This window comes from Amycolatopsis sp. WAC 01375 (assembly GCF_003947325.1).
In the GTDB taxonomy this organism is placed as follows: Bacteria; Actinomycetota; Actinomycetes; order Mycobacteriales; family Pseudonocardiaceae; genus Amycolatopsis.
Window position 1 is genome coordinate 81,491 of record NZ_QHHW01000014.1, and the last position, 20,862, is coordinate 102,352.

Sequence of the window (20,862 nt, forward strand, 5' to 3'; positions counted from 1 at the left end):
CAGCGCCCATTAAAGCGCCGAGAACGCGCTCAGGGTGCTTCGCGAACGTCAAGACTCTGTTTCGAACGAATTAGCGCGCCTGTGAGCAAATCAGGGGTGTCCTTGCCGCATGCCAGCGGGCACGGCCAAGTACACTGGAGATGAGCGAGCGTCCGCTCGGGCGAGACGAGGAGAATCAACACCTGTGACCGAGAACAAGAGCGAGTACAACGCGTCGTCGATCACGGTGCTCGAAGGCCTCGAAGCCGTCCGCAAGCGTCCCGGTATGTACATCGGTTCCACCGGTGAACGCGGCCTCCACCACCTCGTTCAAGAGGTGGTCGACAACTCCGTCGACGAGGCGATGGCAGGTCACGCGACCAAGGTCGAGGTTACCCTGCTTGCCGACGGCGGGGTGCGGGTCGTCGACGACGGCCGCGGTATCCCGGTCGACATGCACCCCAAGGAGATGAAGCCGACCCTCGAGGTCGTGCTCACCGTGCTCCACGCGGGCGGCAAGTTCGACAGCGACTCCTACGCGGTCTCCGGTGGCTTGCACGGCGTCGGCGTCTCCGTGGTGAACGCGCTGTCGAAGACACTGCTCGCCGAGGTCAAGTACGGCGGCCGCAGCTGGCGCCAGGAGTACACGAACCAGCTTCCCGGTGAGCTGCAGGATCTCGGTCCGGCCGACGAGACCGGAACGACGATCACCTTCTGGGCCGACGACGACATCTTCGAGACCACGACGTACAACTTCGAGACGATCTCCCGGCGTCTTCAGGAGATGGCGTTCCTCAACAAGGGCCTGACCCTTTCGCTGCGCGACGAGCGCGTCGCCGACGAAGAGACCGAAGAGGACGCCTCCGGCCAAGCGGCGCGGGTCAAGGAAAAGACCTACTGCTACCCGGGCGGTCTCGAGGACTTCGTCAAGCACATCAACGGCAGCAAGGACCCGATCCACGCCAGCGTGATCTCCTTCGAGGCCAAGGGCGTCGGCCTCGAGGTCGAGGTCGCCATGCAGTGGAACAACGGCTTCACGCCGTCGGTGTACACGTTCGCCAACACGATCAACACGCACGAGGGCGGGACGCACGAAGAGGGCTTCCGCGCCGCGCTCACCCGCGTCGTCAACGCGTACGCGCGCGAAAAGAAGCTGCTCAAGGAGAAGGACGCCAACCTGACCGGTGACGACGTGCGCGAGGGTCTCGCCGCGATCGTCTCGATCAAGCTGTCCGAACCGCAGTTCGAGGGCCAGACCAAGACCAAGCTGGGCAACAGCGAGGCGAAGACGTTCGTGCAGCAGACGTCGAACGAGTGGCTGGCCGACTGGTTCGAGCGCAATCCCACCGAGGCGAAGACGATCATCAACAAGTCGATCTCCTCGTCGCAGGCGCGGATGGCCGCCCGCAAGGCGCGCGACCTGGTCCGCCGCAAGGGCGCGCTGGAGATCGGCGGGCTGCCCGGCAAGCTCAAGGACTGCCGGTCGACCAACCCGTCGGAATGCGAGCTCTACATCGTCGAGGGTGACTCGGCCGGTGGTTCGGCCAAGGAAGGCCGCGACTCGATGTACCAGGCGATCCTGCCGATCCGGGGCAAGATCATCAACGTCGAGAAGGCCCGCATCGACCGCGTCCTCAAGAACACCGAGGTCCAGTCGCTGATCACCGCGCTCGGCACCGGTATCCACGAAGAGTTCGATCTCGAGAAGCTGCGCTACCACAAGGTCGTGCTGATGGCCGACGCCGACGTCGACGGCCAGCACATCACCACGCTGCTGCTCACCTTCCTGTTCCGGTTCATGCCCCCGCTGATCGAGCACGGGCACGTGTTCCTCTCGCGCCCGCCGCTGTACAAGATCAAGTGGCCGCGTGCCGATCCGGAGTACGCGTACTCCGACCGGGAACGCGACGCCGTCATCCAGGCCGGTGTCGAGGCGGGCAAGCGCCTCCCCAAGGACGACGCGATCCAGCGCTACAAGGGTCTCGGCGAGATGAACGCCGAAGAGCTGTGGGAGACCACGATGGACCCGGCGCACCGGCTGCTCGGCCAGGTCACCCTGGACGACGCCGCGCAGGCCGACGACCTGTTCTCCGTACTGATGGGCGAAGACGTCGAAGCGCGCCGCTCCTTCATCACGCGTAACGCCAAGGACGTGCGCTTCCTCGACGTTTAGGCGTCCCCGCTCTTTGTCCCCTTAGGACTGCTCTCACGAGAAGGACCTCATGACGGAAACCTTGCCGCCTGCTCCGGACCACGACCGGATCGAACCGGTCGACATCCAGCAGGAGATGCAGCGCTCCTACATCGACTACGCGATGAGCGTCATCGTGTCGCGGGCGCTGCCGGACGTGCGGGACGGCCTCAAGCCGGTGCACCGCCGCGTGCTGTACTCGATGTTCGACTCCGGCTTCCGCCCCGACCGCGGGTACAACAAGTGCTCCCGCGTCGTCGGCGACGTGATGGGCAACTACCACCCGCACGGTGACTCCGCGATCTACGACGCGCTGGTGCGGCTCGCCCAGCCGTGGGCGCTGCGGTACCCGCTGATCGACGGCCAGGGCAACTTCGGTTCCCCTGGCAACGACCCCGCCGCCGCCATGCGGTACACCGAGTCCCGGCTGGCGCATCTCGCGATGCACATGCTGCAGGACATCGAAGAAGACACCGTCGACTTCTCCGACAACTACGACGGCCGCACCCAGGAGCCCGACGTCCTGCCGTCGCGGTTCCCGAACCTGCTGGTCAACGGCGGTTCCGGGATCGCGGTCGGGATGGCGACGAACATCCCGCCGCACAACCTGCGCGAGGTCGCCGACGGCGTCAAATGGGCGCTGGAGAACTTCGAGGCGAGCGACGACGAACTGCTCGCCGCGCTGCTGGTCCGGATCAAGGGCCCGGACTTCCCGACCAAGGCGATGATCCTCGGCAACTCCGGCATCGAGGACGCGTACCGCACCGGCCGCGGCTCCGTGCGCATGCGCGCGGTCGTCGAGGTCGAAGAGGACGCCAAGGGCCGCACGATCCTGGTCGTGTCCGAGCTGCCGTACCAGGTCAACCCGGACAACCTGGTGGAGAACATCGCGAACCTGGTCCGCGACGGCAAGCTCACCGGCATCTCCGACATCGCCGACGAGTCCAACAGCCGCAGCGGGATGCGGATCGTCGTCACGATCAAACGCGACGCGGTCGCGAAGGTCGTGCTGAACAACCTGTACAAGCACACCCAGCTGCAGCAGAACTTCGGTGTCAACATGCTGGCACTGGTCGACGGCGTGCCCCGCACGCTGCGTCTCGACCAGATGATCCGGCACTACGTGAAGCACCAGATCGAGGTCATCGTCCGCCGGACCCGCTTCCGGCTGCGGAAGGCCGAAGAGCGCGCCCACATCCTGCGCGGTCTGGTCAAGGCGCTGGACATGCTCGACGAGGTCATCGCCCTCATCCGGCGGTCGCCCTCGGCCGAAGAGGCCAGGCCAGCGCTGATGAGCCTGCTCGACGTCGACGAGATCCAGGCGACCGCGATCCTCGACATGCAGCTCCGCCGCCTCGCCGCACTGGAGCGGCAGCGGATCATCGACACCCTCGCCGAGATCGAACTCGAGATCGCCGACCTCAAGGACATCCTCGAGAAGCCCGAGCGGCAGCGCGCGATCATCGCCGAGGAACTGCAGGAGATCGTCGACAAGTACGGCGACGACCGGCGCACCAAGATCATCCCGTTCGACGGCGAGGTCTCGGTCGAAGACCTCATCGCGGTCGAGGACGTCGTCGTCACGATCACCCGCACGGGTTACGCCAAGCGAACGAAAACCGATCTGTACCGATCGCAGAAACGCGGCGGCAAGGGCGTCCAGGGCGCGACCCTCAAACAGGACGACATCGTCCAGCACTTCTTCGTCTGCTCGACGCACGACTGGATCCTGTTCTTCACGAACAAGGGCCGCGTCTACCGCGCCAAGGCCTACGACCTGCCGGAGGCCAACCGCAACGCGCGCGGCCAGCACGTCGCGAACCTGCTCGCGTTCCAGCCGGACGAGAAGATCGCCCAGGTCATCGAGATCCCGAACTACGAGGTCGCCCCGTACCTGGTGCTCGCGACCCGTCGCGGCCTGGTGAAGAAGACCAAGCTCACCGACTTCGACTCCAACCGCGCCGGCGGCCTCATCGCCGTCAACCTGCGCGAAGGCGACGAACTGGTCGGCGCGGTCCTCGCGGCGGCCGAGGACGACCTGCTCCTCGTGTCCGCGGAAGGCCAGTCGATCCGCTTCCACGCCACCGACGAAGCCCTGCGCCCGATGGGCCGCGCGACGTCCGGTGTGCTGGGCATGCGGTTCAACGACGGCGACGAACTGCTCGGCATCAACGTCGTCCAGCCCGACAGGTTCCTCCTCGTCGCCACCGCGGGCGGCTACGCCAAGCGCACGCCGACCGAGGACTACCCGGTCCAGGGCCGCGGCGGCAAGGGTGTGCTCACCATTCAGTACGACCAGAAACGTGGCAGGCTGGTGGGCGCGGTCATCGTCGACGCCGAAGACGAGCTCTACGCGATCACCTCCAGCGGCGGGGTGATCCGGACTTCGGCCGGACAGGTGCGCAAGGCAGGCAGGCAGACGAAGGGAGTGCGGCTGATGAATCTCGACGAAGGAACCACTCTTCTCGCGGTCGCACGCAACGCGGACGAGCCCTCGGACGTCGCCACTGCAGGTAGTACTGAAGGAGAAGAAACCCCGGCGTCGGAGCAGGAGTAGACGACGCCCCACGTACTGGGTAAGGACTGACACCTCGTGACACCATCCGAGAAGCCCGAAGCAGGCGGCGCGCAGGCGGGGTCGTCGAGCCCGCCTTGGCAGCGCGACAGCGGTGCCGGGGAGGCCGAAGGCGCCAGTGAGCAGACGGTCTCGGTGTCTTCGGTCGCCACCGACGACGTGGCCCACTCGGACCCGAAGCGGGACGCGACAACCGTGACCGACTATCACGGGGTAAGCGGCACAGCAGCGAAGAGGCTCTTCGGCGACAGCGGAGAGGGCGAACCCGCCCCCTCCGCCATCCCGTCGGCCTCCCGCACCCGTGCCGCGCCCACCGCGCTCCGCCGCCCCGGCCGCGGACCGCGTCGCGCCAGCCTGCAGATCAAACGCTTCGACCCCTGGTCGGTGCTGAAACTGTCCCTCGTCCTCGGCGTCGCGCTGTTCTTCGTGTGGCTCGTCGCCGTCGGCGTCCTGTACACCGTGCTCGACGGCATGGGTGTCTGGGACAAACTCAACGGGACCTACTCGTCGCTCGTCGGCGGCGAAGGGGCCGACGCGCCGGCCGACCCGTTGATCAGCGCCGGCCGCGTTTTCGGGATCGCGGCCATCCTCGGCGCCATCAACATCGTGCTGATCTCGGCGCTCGCCACCGTCAGCGCGTTCATCTACAACGTCTCCGCAGACCTTGCCGGAGGCCTGGAAGTGACCCTTTCCGAACGAGAGTGACCCGGTTGCAGGACGCCGAAAGGCGTCCTGTAATCTTCTCCTCGTTCGGGCCCATAGCTCAGGCGGTTAGAGCGCTTCGCTGATAACGAAGAGGTCCCAGGTTCAAGTCCTGGTGGGCCCACTCCGAAAGCCGGTTCGCGATCATCGCGAGTCGGCTTTTTTGCTGCGGATTTCCGGCAGGCTCGGTGGTTCCACGTGGAACGTCGGGCACCAGGCGTCCGGAGAACCGCGTGCAGTAGCATCGGTGGGGAAGCGGAGCAACTCGGCGGAAAGAGGGGGCTTCTGATGAAGAAGCTGTTGGCACTCGCGGTCATCGCGGGCGGCGTGCTGTTCGTGATCAAGCGCAACAAGGCAGCCAAGGCCGAGGCCGACCTCTGGCGTGAGGCGACCGCGCCCACCGAACGTCCGCTGGGCACCGCTTCCACGAACGGAAGCGCCCCGGCCAAGGCGGCGGACGCGTCCCGCAACAACTGATTTCGGCGCAGGCGGTTATCATGATCGCCTGCGACCCGGGGCTGTAGCTCAATTGGTAGAGCACTGCCTTTGCAAGGCAGGGGTCAGGGGTTCGATTCCCCTCAGCTCCACTCTGGTCCACGAAGCCACCCGCACCGCGGGTGGCCTTTTCGTTTCCGGGCCGTAGCTCCCTGTAAGAATGCGCGCATGGGTGTGCTCTTCCACTACTTCGCCGCGTCGGACAACGAAACCGCGGCCACCACGATCGACCTCGTCGGCGGCCCGGCCGAGGCTTCCTTCCCGACCGTCGCGCTCAAAGGTGTGGATCCGTTCGTGCAGCTGGGCACGCTGGAGTCCCTCCTCACCGGTGTCGGCTACGAGACCATCATCGAACGCGATCTCGGCCCCGTCGCCATGGCCGACGGCGGCGCGCTTCTGGTCGTCGCGCTGACCGACGAGCTGGCCGCCGCGCTGTCCGACGCCGACGAGGCGCGCCTGCGCGAGGTCGCCGAGCCCTGGTCACGAACCGACGAGTTCGGTGGCCAGGCCGACCCTGCCGAGCTGGCCGACGTGCTGACCGGCCTCGCGGAACTCGCCCGCACCGCCACCACCAGGGGCGATCGCCTCTACTGCCACGTCTGCGTCTGAGCGGTGACGTTCGTCACCGTACGCGGATGACAAAGTCTCGCGCTCAGCCAAGTCAACGCTGCTTACATGGGGTGGAATCCGGACAGCGAGGTGAACATGGTCAGTTTCGAAACCGACCTCGACGATCTCAGGTTGTCGAGCAAGGAACTGCAGAAGGCCGCCGACATAGTCAGTACCGCCCATACCGGTGTGGGCGGGCAGGACGTGCCCGCTCCCGACCCCGTCACGGGTGGCCTTCTCCCCGGCCTTTTCGCGCCGGACACCGCGTTCGGGAAATCCCTGGGCATGCGTGGGGTTTCGGCGGCTTATGAGGAACATCGTCAGGCCGTCGAGAAGATGCTCGCGCGGTTGCACGGCAGCACGCAGGACGCCTCCCGGGCACTGGCGAAGGTCGCCGAACTGTACGAATCCGTCGATGAGGACAACAAGCAGCGAGTGAACCGCGCGGCGTACGGGGAACAGGGGTAGCGGCGTGGACGGGTACTTCAACGCACTGGACGCGGAGACCACCGCCGAAGGTGATGACAAGAACACCGAGCTTCTCGAGGGAATCTCCCACGACCTCACAGCGGGCGCCGAAAAGGCATTCGCGGCGGTGGACCTCCTTTTCTTTGACTGGACGTTCGGCAGCGACGTGGACATGAGCGGCGGGCGAAAGGAACAGGTCCGCGACTTCTTCCTCGAGTTCTCCGAGGCGGAGCTTGTCGGCGAGAACAGCCTGCAGACCATGATCGAGGCCTACGAAGGTCTCTGGAACGCTTTCCAGGACACGAAAGCGCCGCTCGACCGGTCTTTGGTCCTGCTTCTCAAGTGGCGTGGTGAAGGCGCTGAGACCGCCAAGAGCTACATCCAGGGTCTCGTGAACACCTATGCCCGCGTGGGCACCAAACTCACCGTGCTGGAAGCCGACATCGTGGCCGCGCGGGACGCCATCGCGACCGCCCGGGCCGACCTGAGCAATCTCGCCGCTTCCTTCCTGACCGCCGCGGAAAAGTACCGGGACGACCAGGAACGGCAGGACGAATCGGCCTTGCAGAAGGCGCTGGCCGCGACCTTCGCCGCCGCTGTCACCGCTCTGCTCGTGGCGGCCGTGCCACCGGCCGGTGGCCTCACCGCGGCGGCGTTCTTCACCACCGCGAACGGGGTGCAGGTCGCCGGCGCCGCGGCCGGGGCCGGGCTCGCCACGGCGGCCACCGTGCAGGCCGACATCGTCGGGGACAGCCCCGAAATGATCTACAACAGCTTCCACGACGGTGTGGTCAACATCAGGGAAAGCATGTTCCGCGCGGCGGAGTCGCTGGTCTCGAAGATCCACACCGAGATCAACAACCTGCCGATCATTCCCGAGCCGCCGGACGTCAGCCCTGGCGAGACCTTCGATCCCGGCAACTTCGAAACGGAGAACACCGACAAGGGAACGGAAAAGCGGGTCCGGGACCAGAACGTCGACATCTCGAACGACGGCAAGATCCAGGAACCGCCGCGGGAACTGTCCCCACTCGAATAGCGGACGGGTGGGGTCTCCGGTTCGGGAGACCCCACCGCCCAAGGAGCGAACGTGGCCGAAAAACCGGCGCCCAAGAAACCGGCCAACGACCGGCAAGCGATGCTCGAGGCCCTGGCCGCCCTGTCGGTGGACGCGTCCTCACCGGACGGCGCCGTCTCCGTTTCGGTCAACACCGACGGCGTGATGACACGGCTCAGGGTGACCGAAGCCGTGTCGCGCATGTCGCCCGCTGAGATCGCGGACGCCGTCATGCGGACTTATCAAGAAGCGCAGCAAGAATCCGCGAAGCGCAGTGCGAAGCTGATGGCGCCGATCGGCAACGCCGGGTACATCACGGACAGGCTCCGCTGGCGGGTCGGGTTCACCCCTTCGTTCCAGGAGACAGGGGAGACCGTCACGCCGCCGGTGCCGCGCCGGATCCCGGCGGTCACCGAGAACGTGGTGCTCAAGGACCGTTCGGAAGAACCGGCCGGGCCCGCAGAGGACGAACAGCCCGAACCGGCGGAATCCGACGACCAGTACTACGAGCAAGGGCTGCGGTACCGGCCTTCCTGGTGATCCGGTGCTTTACCGGCCGTGAATCCCCTGACGTGCCAGCCAGGCGAACGTCCATCGATAGAAACCCTGTGCGGCCAGGCCGGTGTTGAGGGAATGACCACTGCCGCGCACGACGTGGTCGGCGTCTTGGCCCGTGCAGGCATTTGTTCCGCAGATCAGGGTGTCGTGCTCGCCCAGCACGTACGCCGTCGGCGTCTTAGCGGCTCGGGTGCGCATCGAGCCGGGGCCGACAGCGCGGAGTTCCGCGGAGGCGAGCGTGTCCTTCAGCGCCTCTTCCACCGGGATGATCGCCGGGTCGTAGGCCCCTTCGTAGTGGAAGGTTTCGGCGCGTGTGCCGGGCCGGGTCGTGAGGTAGCCGGGAGCCCAAGGCTTTCCGGCGAACTTCGGGTCCTGCTCCGCCGGGTAGAACGGTGAAGCCGAGGACGCGGATCGCTCGCCGGGCCGATCGCGGGGGATCCCGCTGACGATCACGGCGTCGATCCCGCCCCGCGCCGCCGCCCGTTCGGCGACGAGGCCTCCCATCGAGTGTCCGTTGAGGACGATGGTCCGGAAGCGAGGTCCCACCGCGCCCCGGCGTAACCGCTGGACGACCTGATGGACGGCCTCTCCGCCGGCGGCGAAGTCGAGGGTCTCCGGATTCGGGCGGCTGCTGCGGCCGTACCCGAGCCTGTCGATGTTGAGCGTCGCGAAGCCCGCTCGCGTCGCACTGTCCACATAGGAGTATCGACGCGGCTGGTACGGCCAGTCCCAGTAGGAGCGGTCGTAGGTCCCGCCGTGCAGCAGGACCTGGACCGGAGTGCGCGAGGTGAGTTTCCCGCGGGCACAGAGTTCGCCCGCGATCGTGTGGTCTTCGGTGCCGACCCGGACCTGGAAACGGTGTTCCTGGCACCTGGCCGTCGATGGTCGTTCGGTGGCGACCGCCGTCGTCGTCCCGAAAAGGGTGAGCAGCGCGGCGAGAACGGCCGCTCTTGCGGTGAAGGTCATGGCTCCAGCGTCGGGGCCGCGGCCGGGTCGCGTCGTCCGTCGAGTGTGGAGATCGCGGGCTACGCCTGATGTTCGGCGCGGACGAGGCCGGTCTGGTATGCGAACACCACGAGCTGCGCCCGGTCGCGGGCATGGACCTTGGTCATCGCCCGGCTGACGTGGGTCCGTACGGTCGCCGCGCTGATGACGAACTCGGCGGCGATCTCCTCGTTCGACATTCCTTGCGCGACGCGAAGGACCACCTCGTGCTCCCGTTCGGTGAACGCGGAGCCGCCGAGACGGGGCATCGGCCTCGACGGACGCGCGGTGAATTCCGCGATCAGCCGCTTGGTCACACTCGGGGAAAGGAGCGCGTCTCCCGCCGCCACGACGCGGACCGCCTGGATCAGGTCGACGGGCCTGGTGTGTTTGAGCAGGAAACCGCTCGCTCCGGCGCGTAGCGCGTCGAAGACGTATTCGTCGAGGTCGAACGTCGTCAGCATGAGGACACGGACGCCGGAAAGCCGTTCGTCCGCCATGATCCGGCGGGTGGCCTCCAGGCCGTCCATCCCCGGCATCCGGATATCCATCAGCACCACGTCCGGCACGGTTTCCGCGACGACGGCCACCGCCGCCTCGCCGTCGTCCGCTTCCCCCACCACGGTGATCCCGGTTTCCGCCCGGAGCAACGCCGCGAACCCGGACCGCACCAAAAGCTGGTCGTCGGCGAGCACCACCCTGATCACGGCCATCGCGCGCTCACCCGGAACCTCCCGCCCTCACGGCACGTGCTCAGTGTGCCGCCGGTCGCCCTGGCACGTTCACCCATTCCCCTGATCCCGGCCCCGGGGACATCCGGACCAGGCGTGTGGGCCTCGTTGACCACGTCGAGCCGCAGGCCACTCCGGTCGGCTCGCACCGTCACCTCGGCGGCCGACGTGCCGTGTTTCGCGGCGTTCGTGAGCGATTCCTGGACGATCCGGTACACCGCGCCGCCGACCGGCTGCCCGATGCCGGGAGCGTCGAGGTCCAGCGTGACCGCCAGGCCCGCCTGGTTCGTCGACGCGACCAACGCGGGTATGTCCGCTACCCCCGGTGCCGGCCGGAGCGGGGTGGAGTCGTCACGCAGCAGCCGCACCATCGCGTTCAGTTCGTCCAGGATCGTGCCGCTGACCGCGCGGACGACTTCGAGCGCTTCCTTCGCCACTTCCGGGTGATCGTCGAGCACGTGCGCGGCCATGCCCGACTGGACGTTGATGACCGCCATCGCGTGGCCGACACTGTCGTGCAGATCCCGCGCGATGTCCAGCCGCTCGCCGAGGACGCGATCGCGTTCCGCCCGCTCGGCGGCCGCGGTCCGCTCACGACGTCCTCGAAGCGCGTCGGCCGCGAAGACCGCTACGCCTGCCCAGCCGACGAAGACCAGATCGAGGACGCCCGCCCCGCCGGTGGCCACATTCGCGCCGACGACAACCGCCGCCATACCGCCCGCGAAGGCGTACGCGAGCCGTCGCGGGCGAAGGGTTCCGAGCGCGAACAACGGCACGAGACCCACGAACAACACCGGACCGTCGGGATAGCCGAACCCCAGGTAGAGCAGGAGCGCAAACGCTTCCGTGCCCGCCGCCGCCACCGGCAGCCGCCAAGCGACGACGAGTGCGAGACAAGCGAGCGCGACGACGGCGAACCCGAACGTGTCGACCGGGCGTTCTCCGTGATCCGGCTCGAGGTTCGCGGTGCCGACGACGAGCAACGCGCTCACCGCGAGCCAAGCGACGACGATTCCGCTTCTGAACAGCCACTTCACCGGCCCAGTCTGCCGAAATCGGGCCAGGGGCACGTCCGCGTTCCGTGGATCCCGCCTACGTCAGATGTGCAGCAACCGTTCGTCGAGCCTCGCCAGGTAGTCGCGGCCGTACTCGCCGTTCTCCAGATCGCGCCACAGCACCGGCGGCAGATCCCGCGCCACCTCGGGCGAACGCGACGCGGCGGCCAGCGCGATCGTCGCGACGGTGTCGACGTCGCCGGTGAACGCGACCGAGCGCTGGAGCATTTCGCTCAGGCTCCGGCCGGTCGCGAGCACGGTCAGCGCGGCACGGACGCTCATCCAGCCCCGCGGCCCGACCTTGCCCGACCACGGTCGCGCCCAGCCGCCATGGCCGACGTCGGCGGGCAGGACGCTCTCGATCCACCTCGCGACCTCGGAAAGCGGACCCACCCGATGGTGGCAGTAGTGCACCGCCAGCGCGGCGGCCTGCGCCGCGGCGATCCCGGCCGGGGTGTCGTGCGTGATCCTGGCCTGCAGTTTCGCGTGGTAGAGGACGTCGTCGACGGTCGGCAGGAGCCCGATCGGCCCGGCGCGCATGGCCGCCCCGCTCTTGTCGCTTTGCGGGTGGAGCCGTCGTAGCAGCTCTTCGCCGTCCCGGACCTCGCTGAGCAGCTGATGGAAACGCGGCGCGTAGCCGTCGTGCGGATCGCGGTGATACACCCGCACGAAGTGCTCGGCGAGCAGCAGCGGCGTCCATCGCCGTCCCGACACGAGCACTTCGGCGATCGCGATCGTCATCTGCGTGTCGTCGGTGTAGCGGCCTGCGGGGACCCCGAGTTGGCCGGGATGCGGCACGTAACCGGCCAGCGTGTTGTGCTCGGCGACGAAGCTCGGGTACGCGTGCTCGAAGGAGCCTCCGTACGCGTCGCCGATGGCCAGTTCGACCAGCATCCGGTCATCGTGCCAGGCTGCGGGCTGCCGCCTGATACCCATACCGTGGAGTCATGGCGACCGACAAGCTGCGCGCGTGGTGGGCACATCGACAAGGTCTCGACGGCTCGCTGCGCGGGGCGCCGTCGGCCGAGGTGCTGGAGCGGACCGGCTGGATGCGCTCGGTCGGTGGTTCGGCGCCCTATCTCGGGCTGTTCGCCAGGGCCCGTCTCGATCGCGAGACGGTCGACGCGGACGTCGCCCGGCTCGCCATCCACGAACTGCCGTCGGCGCGGGGCTGCGCCTACGTCCTGCCGTCGGCGGATTTCGAACTCGGGCTGACCGTCGGCGCCGGGGCGCCCGCCGGTGAGCTCGCGGCCGCGGAGAAGTACCTCGGCGTCACGCAGGCCGAGATCGAGCAGTTGTGCGTCACCGTCGCCGACCTGCTCGACGCGTCCGCCGAACCGCTCGACCCGGCCGCGATCAAGGAAGCCGCCGGATCGGCGGTGCGCAACCTCGGGGAAGCCGGCCGTAAACGCGGCACCACCACGACCTTGCCGCTCGCGCTCGGCCTGCTCCAGGCCCGCGGCGACATCCGCCGGGTGCCGGTCAACGGACGGCTGGACCAGCAGCGCTACGGTTATGTCCGCTGGACGCCGTCGCCGCGCGGCGGGCTGTCCGATATGGACACCGCGCGGACCGAACTGGCAAGGCGGTACTTCTCGTGGGCGGCCCCGGCGTCACTCAAGCATTTCCGCTGGTTCTCCGGCTTTACCGCGGCCAGTGCGAAGAAGATCGCGGAACAGCTGGAACTCGTGTCGCTCGACGGCACCGAGCTCTTGATGCCCAAGGAAATCGCCGACGAGTTCGCCGCGTTCACCGTGCCGTCCGAGCCGTCGTACGCGCTGCTCGCCGGCATCGACGGCATCCATCTGCTGCACCGTGAGATGTCGCGGCTGCTCGACGACGCCGACGCCGGACGGCCGGTGCCCGGTGGTCGTGCGGGGGAGACGCTGGGCGGACAGGCGGATCCGCCCAGTCACGTCATCGTCGACCGGGGTCGTATCGCCGGTTTGTGGGAGTTCGACACCGAGACGAACAAGATCGTCCACCGGTTCTTCGGCGACGAGGACGCCGCGCTGCGCCAGACGGTCGCGGAGACCGAAGAGTTCGTCCGTGACCGACTGGGCGACGCCCGGAGCTTCAGCTTGGATTCGCCGAAGAGCCGGGCGTCGCGAGTGGCCGATCTCAGGAACTGAGCGGGGTCAGGCTCCCGCCTCGGCGATCAGGATGTCGACGGCCTTGTCGTTGCGGGCCGTCTGCTCCGGGATCACCGAAGCGGGCGGGTAGAAGCCGTCGATCCCGCCGTCCTTCGGGTACATCTCGAAGGTGTAGCTGAGGATCTTGTGCTTGCCCCACGCCCAGTCGTTGACGTCGCCGTCGGTGACGTACAGATCGCTGGACTGCTCCGGCGTGTAACCGTTGGTGGCGGCCATCTTCTTGCCGACGTCGGCGAAGCGCTTCGCTTCTTCCTCGCTCAGGCCCGTGTCGGTGTCGGCCTTGGTGTAGCCGTACGGCCAGAGCACCAGTTCCGAGAAGGTGTGGAAGTCGATGTGCGTCTTGATCTGCTGCGCGCCACCGACCACGCGGGAGTTCATGAACTCCGCGACGGCCTTGGTCTCCGGCTCGGAGAACGCCGACGGACCGTGGTAGTCCTCGGCGGACGGGCTGTTGCTCGACCCGCCGCAGCAGTTCCACTTGTAGTCCCAGTTGCGGTTCGGGTCGGTGCCGACCGCGCTGCTGCCCGGCGCGGGTTTGCGCGTCTTGCGCCAGCCCTGGTACTCGCCGCCGGTGATGTCGTATTCGGAGCCGTCCGGGTTGACGTTCGGGATCACGTAGATCTCGTGCTCGTCGACCATCTTCTTGATGGCGGGGTCGGACGCGTAGCCGCTGGTGAACCGCTGCACGATCCGCAGGCACATCTCGGTGGTGAGGTGTTCGCGCGCGTGCTGGTTGCAGGTGAACAGCACTTCGGGCTCGTTCTCGTCCGTGCCCGCGTTGTCGCTGATCTTCAGGAGGTTCAGCTCGCGGCCCTCGTAGGACTTGCCGACGCTGGACAGCGTCGCGATGTCTCCGTGGTCCTTCGCGGCCTTCTGCAGCTCCGCGGTCGTTTCGGCGTAGGTGTGGTACGCCTCGTCGCCCGGCGGGAAGTCGCCCGCGACGGCCGCGGTGCCCGCCCGGCCGCTCCGCTGCTTGAGCATGCTGTCGAAGTCGCCGAGCGGCTTCAGGCCGAAGCCGTTCGCGCGCAGGCTCGCGGCCTGATCGGGCGTGGCGACGACGGTCAGCGCGCCGCCGCGCGAGCCCGCGACGTCGACACCGGTGCGGGCGACCTCGGTGCGTTTGTCGGGGGTGGACGCGCCCTCCACCGAGTACAGCCCTCTCGCCGGGTCGCCGGTCTGGGCGCTCGCGACGGGCGTCGTGACGGCCAGCAGGGCGAGCCCTGTGGCGGCCAAGGCGCCCCCGATGCGACGGCGTGTGGACATTTCGCCTCCGAACGATCTGGGGACAAGGTGGCGTTCACCGTCGCCGAAGTGAATCATCCACGACAACCCGACGATCGTCGTTCCCAGTTACCGTTTACGGCCAGAGGCGGTCTTTGTGCCAGGTCCCGTTCTCGCGGCGGTAGCGGAGCCGCCGGTGCCGCCGGTCGTGGCTTGCCTGCCAGAACTCCACTTCGGACGGCGTCACCAGATACCGGGTCCAGGTTTCCGGTGCCACGCCGGGATTCTCCTCGACCCACCGCTCCGCTTCCGCGGCCGCGCGGTCGAGATCGGCCGGATCTTCGAGCACCTGTGACTGCCTGCCGATGAACGCCTCCACCCGGGACGCCGGCGGCCGGGCGGTGAAATCGGCCGCGGACACCTCGGGATCGGCGAGCGAGACCGGGCCGCGCAGGCGGACCTGACGGCCTCGCCCCGGCCAGAAGAAGGTCAGCGCGGCGAACGGATTCTTCGCCAGCTGAACACCTTTCGGGCTTTCGGAACTCGTCGCGACCGCCCAGGTGTCCCCGTCGACGTCCTTGAGGATCACGACCCGCGCGTCCGGCACGCCATCGGCGTCCACTGTGGACAGAGTGACGGCGTGGGGCGCGAGGACGTGCTCTCCCGCTTCGTTGAGCCACGCCAGGAAAAGCTCGCGCGGGGTCGACGGTGTGGCCTCGATGTCGAACTCCGGCAGTTCTTCGGGGAACGACGGCCAGCCGCGCAGCGTGCGGTTCATCAGTACCCCGGCGGACGCTGCGGCGGATAACCGGGCGCGGGCGGCGGATAGTGCGGCGGATGCTGACCCGGCGGCGGACCCTGCGCTGGCGGCGGCCCGACCGGGTACTGCGGCGGCGGAGGCTGCTGGGGCTGCCAGCCGGGCGGCGGCTGCTGACCGGGCGGCGGCATCGGCGGACCCGGCGGCATCGGCGGCTGCTGGCCCTGCGACTGCGCCCACTGCACCTGCTGATAAACCTCGCCGGGCTGCGGGAAACAGAAAGTCAGCTTCGCGTTCACCGAACCCTGTACCGCCGCACCCCACAGCTTCCCGCCGACGAACGCGTACATCTGCGCCGCCGAAACATCGACGGCCACCATGCGCGTCTCGCCGCCGAACTGGTTCCCGGACTTCGCCGACGCGGCCTGCGCGGCGTCCGGATACACGCGGTCACCGATCAGACCGGCGATCACCACCGAAGCGGCCGTCCAGCCGACCGTGCCCATCACGTTCGCACGCGCGTGCTGCGTCGCCAGCCCGGTGAAGTCGTACAACGCGGGCGCGGTCACCTCCGGGATCGCCGCGGCGACCACGCAGTAGTTCATCGTCGACATCATCACGGATTCGGTGAACAGGCCGACTACGGCAGTGCTCGGACCGATCTGGACGGTGTTCAGCCTGCCCCCGCTGCGCTGGATACGCTCTGCCACCGCACCCAGATACTGCTCCTTGGTGAGCACCGATGCCTCCCGAAGATTCCTCACGCTGCGCCATCGTCGCACGAACAGGGCGGATGGTCGCACCGGCGCGGCGATCCGATCTGCTTCACTGGACGCCACTATGCGACGTCTTCTGATCTTGCCGCTCGCCGTGCCGCTCCTGGCGGCCTGCGGGCCGACGGAACAGCCGCCGTCCGCGGCGAGCTCGCCGGCGCCGTCGACCACCGCGGCGCCCAGCATCCCGCCCGCCCCGGAACCCACCGGCAAAGGTCCCTGCCCGTACCTGGGCACCGAGTTCGTCTCGGAGGCCAACGGGCAGAAGGTCTCCAAGGTCAAAACCTCGGCGGATCAGCCGCATCCGACCTGTTTCTTCTACGCGCTCAGCGGGAAACTGCAGCTCACGGTGCGCGTGTACGTCGGAGAACCCGCGGTGGCCAAGGCACTCGTGGACCAGGCGGCACCCATCGACACCTCCAACCCCGCCGACGAACCGGCGGGCTGGAAGGGCGGCTACCAACCGACCGGAGAAGGCGCCGTTTACGCCGTTTCGAAGGCCGGGAACGCGGTAGTCGTGACCACCAACCAGAAGCAGAGCATCAAGGCACGTACGGTGGCGAAGGAGGCTATCGGTGAGCTGCAGCTCTAGGTAGTGGTATCCACACGTCAGAGTGAAGTTGATCTTGTACTACCCTGTGCCGCACGCGCGACGGTTCGCGGGACCAGCGCAACGCCGGATCCGGCGGAGGCCGCCTTGCGGTGTGGCTCGGCGGCACAAAAGATCATTTCTCCCCATAAGACAAAAGGACAGGTTTCGTGGCTGACACCCTCAAGGAAATCTTGCTCGACTCCAGCCGTCGCCCGGCGGTCGTGAGCGACTTCGAAGGTCTCGTCGACGCTGAGGTTTCGGACAAGGGCGGCGTTTCCGGTGCCGTCGTGAAGACCGGTTTCGCGGCCGTCAAGAAGATCAAGCCGGGCATCATCCCCTCGGCCGTCGATGCCCTGCTCGACGACTTCACCGGTGCCCTCGAGCCGTTCTACGGCGACTACAAGGCCAAGGGTGGCAACGACTTCGGCGCCTACCTGGTCACCCGTGGCGACGAGGCCTCGGACGCGCTCCTGTCGGTCACCGACGCGCGCGCCGACAAGAGCAGCCGCGACAGCATCAAGAAGGTCTACGGCAAGCTGCGCCCGAACGGCAAGAAGAACGTCGAGGAGGCCCTTCCCCGCCTCGGCCAGCTGATCGACAAGCACGCTGCTGCTGTTTAATCGCGCTGTGTTGATTTGATCGCGCGCTGACGTAAAAGCGCCGAAGGGGCGTCGACCCGCTTCCCACTCACGTGGGCGGGGAGGCGCCCCTTCATCGCGTTTACGTGGGCCTTCGGCCCGAAAGAGGGCGCGCGACTGGTGAAGTCTCGCCGTCGCGCTGGCGCGCTTTCGGCGAGACAGGTCCGCCGGTGCTGTTGTTGGGTGCGTTGATCTTCGGCACCGGGACGTGAGAGGGCCGTCCAGTGACCTTGGGGGTCGCTGGACGGCCCTTTCGTGACAAGCAGAAAGACGAGTGTGAGGCGTCAGTTCTTCTTGTCGGCGGAGCTGGTGCTCGGAGCCTGGTGCCCGTTCTTAGGGGTGCCGGGCTTCGGAGCCGCGGGCTTCACCGGAGCCGGACCGGAAGCGGCGGGCTTCGCGGGGGCCGGAGGCTTCGGAGCAGCCGCGGCCGGAGCGGCCGGCTTCGCGGGCGGAGCGGGAGGAGCAGGCGGAGCCTTCGGCGGCGCGGGCGCGACCGGCGGCTCCTGCTTGGAACGCAGGGCGTAGGCGGCACCGGCACCGACGACCGCGATACCGATCACCCACGGCCAGCGGCGACGCTTGCGCGTCCCCTTGGCGGCGGACTTCGCCTCGACGAGCGCGGCCCTGAAGTCCTTCTTCGCCGCCTTGAAGTCCTTCTTCCCCCGGCGCTTGGACTCACCGGCGGACTTCGCGGCCTGGATGGCGGCCTTGCGTGCCTTGCGGCCCGGCTTCCGCATCTCGGAAATCCTGGCCAGCGCCTCCTTGCGAGCCGCCTTCGAGCTCCGCTTGAGCTCCTTGCGGGTCAGTTCCGTCTTCTTCGCGAGCTTCTTGCGCGCGCGACGGCTGGTCTTAGCGATCTCACCGGCGCTCTCGGAGAGCTTCTGCTCGGCTACCTCTACGGCGTGGGCGGTGGCTTCCTTACCCGCCTCGACGGCACGTTTGCGCAGGCCGAGCGCGCCGGCCTTCGCCGACTCGCTCACCGAATCTGCGGCCCGGGTCATGGCCTTCACCTCATCAATCGTTTTGATTCTGCTTCGTTGCTTGTAACCTATCGTGCCCCTTTTCCCCAGATCTTGCCGCAGATGGCACGATGAAGCTCGTGACTGAAAGCAAGGGATCCCTCATTGGTGGCGCGCTGAAGGCCACTCTGCACACCAACCAGGGTGACATCAACCTGAACCTGTTCCCCGACCACGCGCCGAAAACGGTCGCGAACTTCGTCGGGCTCGCCGAGGGCAGCAAGGAGTACACCCAGCCCAACGCGCAGGGCGCGAACTCGGGCCCGTTCTACGACGGGTCGATCTTCCACCGCGTCATCGACGGCTTCATGCTCCAGGGCGGCGACCCGACCGGCACCGGCCGCGGCGGCCCCGGCTACAAGTTCGGCGACGAGTTCCACCCGGAGCTCCAGTTCTCCAAGCCGTACCTGCTGGCCATGGCCAACGCCGGACCCGGCACCAACGGTTCGCAGTTCTTCATCACCGTCGCGCCGACGACGCACCTGAACTTCAAGCACACCATCTTCGGCGAGGTCGCGGACCAGGCTTCCCGCGACGTCGTCGACGCGATCGGCCGCACGGCGACCGGTCCCGCCGACAAGCCGCTGAACGACATCGTCATCGAGAAGGTCAGCATCAGCCGCGAAGGCTGACCACACTGATCACACGGCCTGATACGGGGGATTTCGGTAGGTTGGTGGCATCGTGAGCCAACCACCGAATCCCCAGTACCAGCAGGCCGCCATGCCCGGCTGCTGGTGGCATCCGAACCGGCCGACCGGGCTGAGCTGTTCACGCTGCGAGCGTCCGGCCTGCCCGGATTGCCTGCGCGAAGCCGCCGTCGGCTTCCACTGCACCGACTGCATCCAGGCAGGCCGCCAGCAGGACCGCGTCCAGCAGAAGCAGTACCGCGACGCGGGCTACGGCGCGACCACCCTCGCCGGCGCCCAGCCGGTCCGCACGGCTGTCGTCACGCCGGTGCTCCTGGCGCTCAACGTCATCATCTTCTTCATCACCGTCGCCCAGTCCGGCAGCATCTCGGACAACAACTTCTCCGCGCTCTTCCAGCTCGGTGAGCTGGCGAACCCGCCGACGCTCGCGAACAACGAGTGGTGGCGCGTCTTCACCTCGGGCTTCCTGCAGTACGGCCTGCTGCACATCGCGAGCAATGCCTTCTCGTTGTGGTTCGTGGGCCGCCCGCTGGAGACCGCGCTCGGGCGCGTGCCGTTCACCGCGCTCTACTTCGTGTCGATGCTCGGCGGCTCGGCCGCGAACCTGGTCTTCACGGACCTCGACGCCGTCCCGGTGGTCGGTGCCTCCGGCGCGATCTTCGGGCTCATCGGCGCGTACACGGTCATCGTCATCAAACTCAGGCTCAACCCGACCTGGCTCCTGGTCATCCTCGGGCTGAACATCTTCATCACCTTCCAGGTGCCGGGTATCTCGGTCCTCGCCCACGCGGGTGGTTTCGCCGCCGGCCTGCTGGCGACGTTCGCCCTGCTGTACGCCCCGGAGAAGAACAGGCTGCGCTGGCAGATCGGCGGCATGGCGATCGTCGTGGTGGCGATGGTCGGGCTCATCGTCTGGAAGGACGCGCAGACGGTGTCCGCCGCGTACTGCCAGCTCACCTCGTTCCAGGGCCAGACCGCGTACCTCTGCTACCGGTAGCAGGCGCGCTTCCACCGAGTGGTGGAAGCCCAGCGGCCGCGGCACGTCAAGGCGAGTTCAGCGGTTCGCTGCGGACGTGCGTCGTCAAGATCAACCCGATCTGCTCGCCGGCCTCGCCGTACGAGATCTTCGGGGAGTACGCGCCGCCCGCGGCGGGACCGGCCGTTCCGGGCTGGTCACCCGGCCCGAACGGCGACGTCCACTACTACGACAACGCCTGACCCTTGAGGGCGGTGAGGACGTCCAGGACGTCCCTGGGGTCCTCGCCGAGGTCGATCCGGCCGAACACCAGCAGGTGTTCGCCGGATTCGACCTCGAGGGTCAGGCTGTCCCGGCCGAGTCGTCGCGTCGTGCGCAGCCGGAGCCGGGCTTCGGTCCAAGAGTAGCGGTGCGTGCCGCCGGCGGTCCTGGCCAGGATTCCGCCGGGACCGGCCGCCAGCCGGGGACGGATCAGGGTGCCGTGGAGTGCGAGCGCGCCAGTGGAGAGCATGGCCAGCCCTGTCAGCACGGTGCCGCCGACGTCGCCGTCGATGGCCAGCCACAGCGCTCCTGCCAGCAGCGACAGGGTGATCACCCAGGCCACTACCACAACATTCCGCTGCGGCGCCCACGAGGTGGGGTAGTTATCCACAGGGGTTATCCACACTGGGGATGAGTC

The 20,862-nt window shown here is 67.7% G+C and carries 22 protein-coding genes and 2 tRNA genes; 15 read left to right on the forward strand and 9 right to left on the reverse strand.

Translation table 11 applies throughout. The features are described 5' to 3' along the window. The first annotated feature begins 184 nt into the window (after nt 1–184). The 10 genes from gyrB to DL991_RS05430 all read left to right on the forward strand — a co-directional run bounded on the left by gyrB (nt 185) and on the right by DL991_RS05430 (nt 8,616). Nucleotides 185–2,152, forward strand: coding sequence for a DNA topoisomerase (ATP-hydrolyzing) subunit B (gene gyrB, locus DL991_RS05385; protein WP_125781558.1), 1,968 nt, complete (start codon nt 185–187; stop codon nt 2,150–2,152). Nucleotides 2,153–2,201: 49 nt separating this feature from the next. Beyond that, nucleotides 2,202–4,727, forward strand: a complete 2,526-nt coding sequence (gene gyrA, locus DL991_RS05390; RefSeq protein WP_125781560.1) for a DNA gyrase subunit A — start codon at nt 2,202–2,204, stop codon at nt 4,725–4,727. 36 nt (nt 4,728–4,763) lie between these two features. Next, nucleotides 4,764–5,450, forward strand: a complete 687-nt coding sequence (locus tag DL991_RS05395) for a DUF3566 domain-containing protein (protein WP_125781562.1) — start codon at nt 4,764–4,766, stop codon at nt 5,448–5,450. A gap of 47 nt (nt 5,451–5,497) precedes the next feature. Continuing rightward, nucleotides 5,498–5,571, forward strand: a tRNA-Ile gene (locus DL991_RS05400). Nucleotides 5,572–5,735: 164 nt separating this feature from the next. Next, nucleotides 5,736–5,924: a DLW-39 family protein gene (locus DL991_RS05405; RefSeq protein WP_016330468.1), complete on the forward strand. Its 189-nt coding sequence runs from the start codon at nt 5,736–5,738 to the stop codon at nt 5,922–5,924. Between the two features lie 37 nt (nt 5,925–5,961). Continuing rightward, nucleotides 5,962–6,034: transfer RNA gene (locus DL991_RS05410), tRNA-Ala, on the forward strand. A gap of 76 nt (nt 6,035–6,110) precedes the next feature. Then, entirely contained in the window at nt 6,111–6,551 is a 441-nt protein-coding gene (locus DL991_RS05415) for a hypothetical protein (RefSeq protein WP_125781564.1), read from the forward strand. A gap of 66 nt (nt 6,552–6,617) precedes the next feature. After that, the gene (locus tag DL991_RS05420; protein ID WP_125781566.1) at nt 6,618–7,019 is read left to right on the forward strand and encodes a hypothetical protein; all 402 of its coding nucleotides are present in this window, start codon (nt 6,618–6,620) and stop codon (nt 7,017–7,019) included. Between the two features lie 4 nt (nt 7,020–7,023). After that, nucleotides 7,024–8,058, forward strand: a complete 1,035-nt coding sequence (locus DL991_RS05425; RefSeq protein ID WP_125781568.1) for a hypothetical protein — start codon at nt 7,024–7,026, stop codon at nt 8,056–8,058. A gap of 51 nt (nt 8,059–8,109) precedes the next feature. Next, on the forward strand, nt 8,110–8,616 hold the full coding sequence (locus DL991_RS05430) for a YbaB/EbfC family nucleoid-associated protein (RefSeq protein WP_233598680.1): 507 nt from the start codon (nt 8,110–8,112) through the stop codon (nt 8,614–8,616). Between the two features lie 9 nt (nt 8,617–8,625). Here DL991_RS05430 and DL991_RS05435 read toward each other — a convergent pair whose 3' ends face one another. The 4 genes from DL991_RS05435 to DL991_RS05450 are packed head-to-tail and all read right to left on the reverse strand — an operon-like array spanning nt 8,626 to nt 12,298. Further along, the gene (locus DL991_RS05435; RefSeq protein WP_125781570.1) at nt 8,626–9,600 is read right to left on the reverse strand and encodes an alpha/beta fold hydrolase; all 975 of its coding nucleotides are present in this window, start codon (nt 9,598–9,600) and stop codon (nt 8,626–8,628) included. A gap of 59 nt (nt 9,601–9,659) precedes the next feature. After that, complete coding sequence (locus DL991_RS05440) at nt 9,660–10,331, reverse strand: response regulator transcription factor (protein WP_125781572.1); 672 nt, start codon at nt 10,329–10,331, stop codon at nt 9,660–9,662. Next, complete coding sequence (locus DL991_RS05445; protein ID WP_125781574.1) at nt 10,322–11,386, reverse strand: sensor histidine kinase; 1,065 nt, start codon at nt 11,384–11,386, stop codon at nt 10,322–10,324. Before DL991_RS05445 ends, DL991_RS05440 begins: the two co-directional genes overlap by 10 nt. Before the next feature lie 60 nt (nt 11,387–11,446). Next, entirely contained in the window at nt 11,447–12,298 is an 852-nt protein-coding gene (locus tag DL991_RS05450; protein WP_125781576.1) for an ADP-ribosylglycohydrolase family protein, read from the reverse strand. A gap of 53 nt (nt 12,299–12,351) precedes the next feature. On the opposite strand from DL991_RS05450, the gene DL991_RS05455 reads away from it, so the two are divergent. Next, nucleotides 12,352–13,536 (forward strand): DNA glycosylase AlkZ-like family protein, encoded by a 1,185-nt coding sequence (locus DL991_RS05455; RefSeq protein ID WP_125781578.1) that lies wholly within the window; start codon nt 12,352–12,354, stop codon nt 13,534–13,536. A 6-nt stretch (nt 13,537–13,542) separates the two neighbouring features. On the opposite strand, the gene DL991_RS05460 is transcribed toward DL991_RS05455, so the two are convergent. The 3 genes from DL991_RS05460 to DL991_RS05470 all read right to left on the reverse strand — a co-directional run bounded on the left by DL991_RS05460 (nt 13,543) and on the right by DL991_RS05470 (nt 16,275). Beyond that, a complete protein-coding gene (locus DL991_RS05460; RefSeq protein WP_125781580.1) occupies nt 13,543–14,820 on the reverse strand; it encodes a M14 family metallopeptidase in 1,278 nt (425 codons plus the stop codon). Nucleotides 14,821–14,914: 94 nt separating this feature from the next. After that, nucleotides 14,915–15,556: a pyridoxal 5'-phosphate synthase gene (locus DL991_RS05465; protein ID WP_125781582.1), complete on the reverse strand. Its 642-nt coding sequence runs from the start codon at nt 15,554–15,556 to the stop codon at nt 14,915–14,917. Next, nucleotides 15,556–16,275 carry a hypothetical protein gene (locus DL991_RS05470; RefSeq protein WP_125781814.1) on the reverse strand — a complete coding sequence of 240 codons (720 nt, stop codon included), beginning with the start codon at nt 16,273–16,275 and terminating at the stop codon, nt 15,556–15,558. The genes DL991_RS05465 and DL991_RS05470 overlap by 1 nt, the downstream gene beginning before the upstream one ends. Before the next feature lie 100 nt (nt 16,276–16,375). Here DL991_RS05470 and DL991_RS05475 point away from each other — a divergent pair, with 100 nt between their 5' ends. Both DL991_RS05475 and DL991_RS05480 read left to right on the forward strand, forming a co-directional pair. After that, complete coding sequence (locus DL991_RS05475; protein WP_125781584.1) at nt 16,376–16,900, forward strand: DUF2020 domain-containing protein; 525 nt, start codon at nt 16,376–16,378, stop codon at nt 16,898–16,900. 167 nt (nt 16,901–17,067) lie between these two features. Continuing rightward, the gene (locus tag DL991_RS05480; RefSeq protein WP_125781586.1) at nt 17,068–17,520 is read left to right on the forward strand and encodes a hypothetical protein; all 453 of its coding nucleotides are present in this window, start codon (nt 17,068–17,070) and stop codon (nt 17,518–17,520) included. A 302-nt stretch (nt 17,521–17,822) separates the two neighbouring features. Here DL991_RS05480 and DL991_RS05485 read toward each other — a convergent pair whose 3' ends face one another. Further along, nucleotides 17,823–18,539, reverse strand: coding sequence for a hypothetical protein (locus DL991_RS05485; protein ID WP_125781587.1), 717 nt, complete (start codon nt 18,537–18,539; stop codon nt 17,823–17,825). An 89-nt stretch (nt 18,540–18,628) separates the two neighbouring features. Here DL991_RS05485 and DL991_RS05490 point away from each other — a divergent pair, with 89 nt between their 5' ends. Both DL991_RS05490 and DL991_RS05495 read left to right on the forward strand, forming a co-directional pair. Continuing rightward, the gene (locus DL991_RS05490) at nt 18,629–19,189 is read left to right on the forward strand and encodes a peptidylprolyl isomerase (RefSeq protein WP_199746195.1); all 561 of its coding nucleotides are present in this window, start codon (nt 18,629–18,631) and stop codon (nt 19,187–19,189) included. Nucleotides 19,190–19,241: 52 nt separating this feature from the next. Further along, entirely contained in the window at nt 19,242–20,204 is a 963-nt protein-coding gene (locus tag DL991_RS05495; protein ID WP_125781589.1) for a rhomboid family intramembrane serine protease, read from the forward strand. Nucleotides 20,205–20,409: 205 nt separating this feature from the next. Here the strand turns inward: DL991_RS05495 and DL991_RS05505 are convergent, their stop codons facing one another. Continuing rightward, a complete protein-coding gene (locus DL991_RS05505; protein WP_125781591.1) occupies nt 20,410–20,787 on the reverse strand; it encodes a PH domain-containing protein in 378 nt (125 codons plus the stop codon). Nucleotides 20,788–20,862 lie beyond the last annotated feature (75 nt).